General features: G+C 68.9%; 1 protein-coding gene. It reads left to right on the top strand.

Features of this window, described 5'->3' with window-relative positions:
- Nucleotides 1–38 precede the first annotated feature (38 nt).
- A partial coding sequence (locus tag OXS27_RS32385; protein ID WP_267361757.1) for a DUF3987 domain-containing protein occupies nt 39–840 on the top strand: 802 nt, incomplete at its 3' end.

Below are 840 nucleotides of genomic sequence, written 5' to 3' on the forward strand. Positions count from 1 at the left end.
ACGCCGCCTTCAATCTCGTCCGGTTCGCTGAGGATCGGATGGCGGACGGTTTCGAGCATGTTCAGCAGGAGCACGCCACCGCCAAGCAGGCCTGCGAGGCCCGGATCGAAGCGTGGAAGGTCGAGGTCAAAACCGCCGTAAAGAACGGCGACCCGCCACCCGCCCTGCCGGCCGACGCTCAGGAGCCGCCCGCGCCGGTTCGGCCGCGGATCCGGGTGGCGGATGCCACGGTCGAGGCGCTGGGCGCCCTAGCCGCCGGGCTGCCGCGCGGACTCCTGCTGGTGCGAGACGAACTGGCCGGCTGGCTCGGCGCCTTCGATAAGTACGGCGGGGGAGGATCCGACCGGGCGTTCGCGATCGAGATGTACGGCGGGCGCGCCTACGTCGTGGACCGGATGAAGAACCCGGAGCCGCTTCGGATCCGACACCTCAGCATCGGCGTGCTCGGCGGCGTTCAGCCGGACAAGCTGGAGATGATCCTGAACGGGCCGGACGACGGTCTGGCCTCCCGGCTGCTCTGGGCATGGCCGGAGACCAAGCCCGAGTTCAATCTGGCGCGCGGCGCACAGGATGACGGACCGATGCAGCGGGCATTCGCCCGGCTCACCGACTTGTTGCAGTTCCACGACGAGTTCGGCCACCCAGAGCCGGTGATCGTGCCGCTCGCCCGCGATGCGGAGGATCGGCTCGAGGAATTCGCTAGGGACATCGTGGGGCGGTGCCATATGGCCAGCGGCTTGCTCGCCGGCACGCTCGGTAAGGCCCGCGGGCACTGCCTGCGCCTGTCTGCCGTGTTGGAGTATCTATGGTGGTGTGGCGGCACCGAAGAGTCCGAGCCGA

The sequence above is a fragment of the Methylobacterium sp. GC_Met_3 genome (assembly GCF_026540775.1).
Taxonomy (GTDB): Bacteria; Pseudomonadota; Alphaproteobacteria; order Rhizobiales; family Beijerinckiaceae; genus Methylobacterium.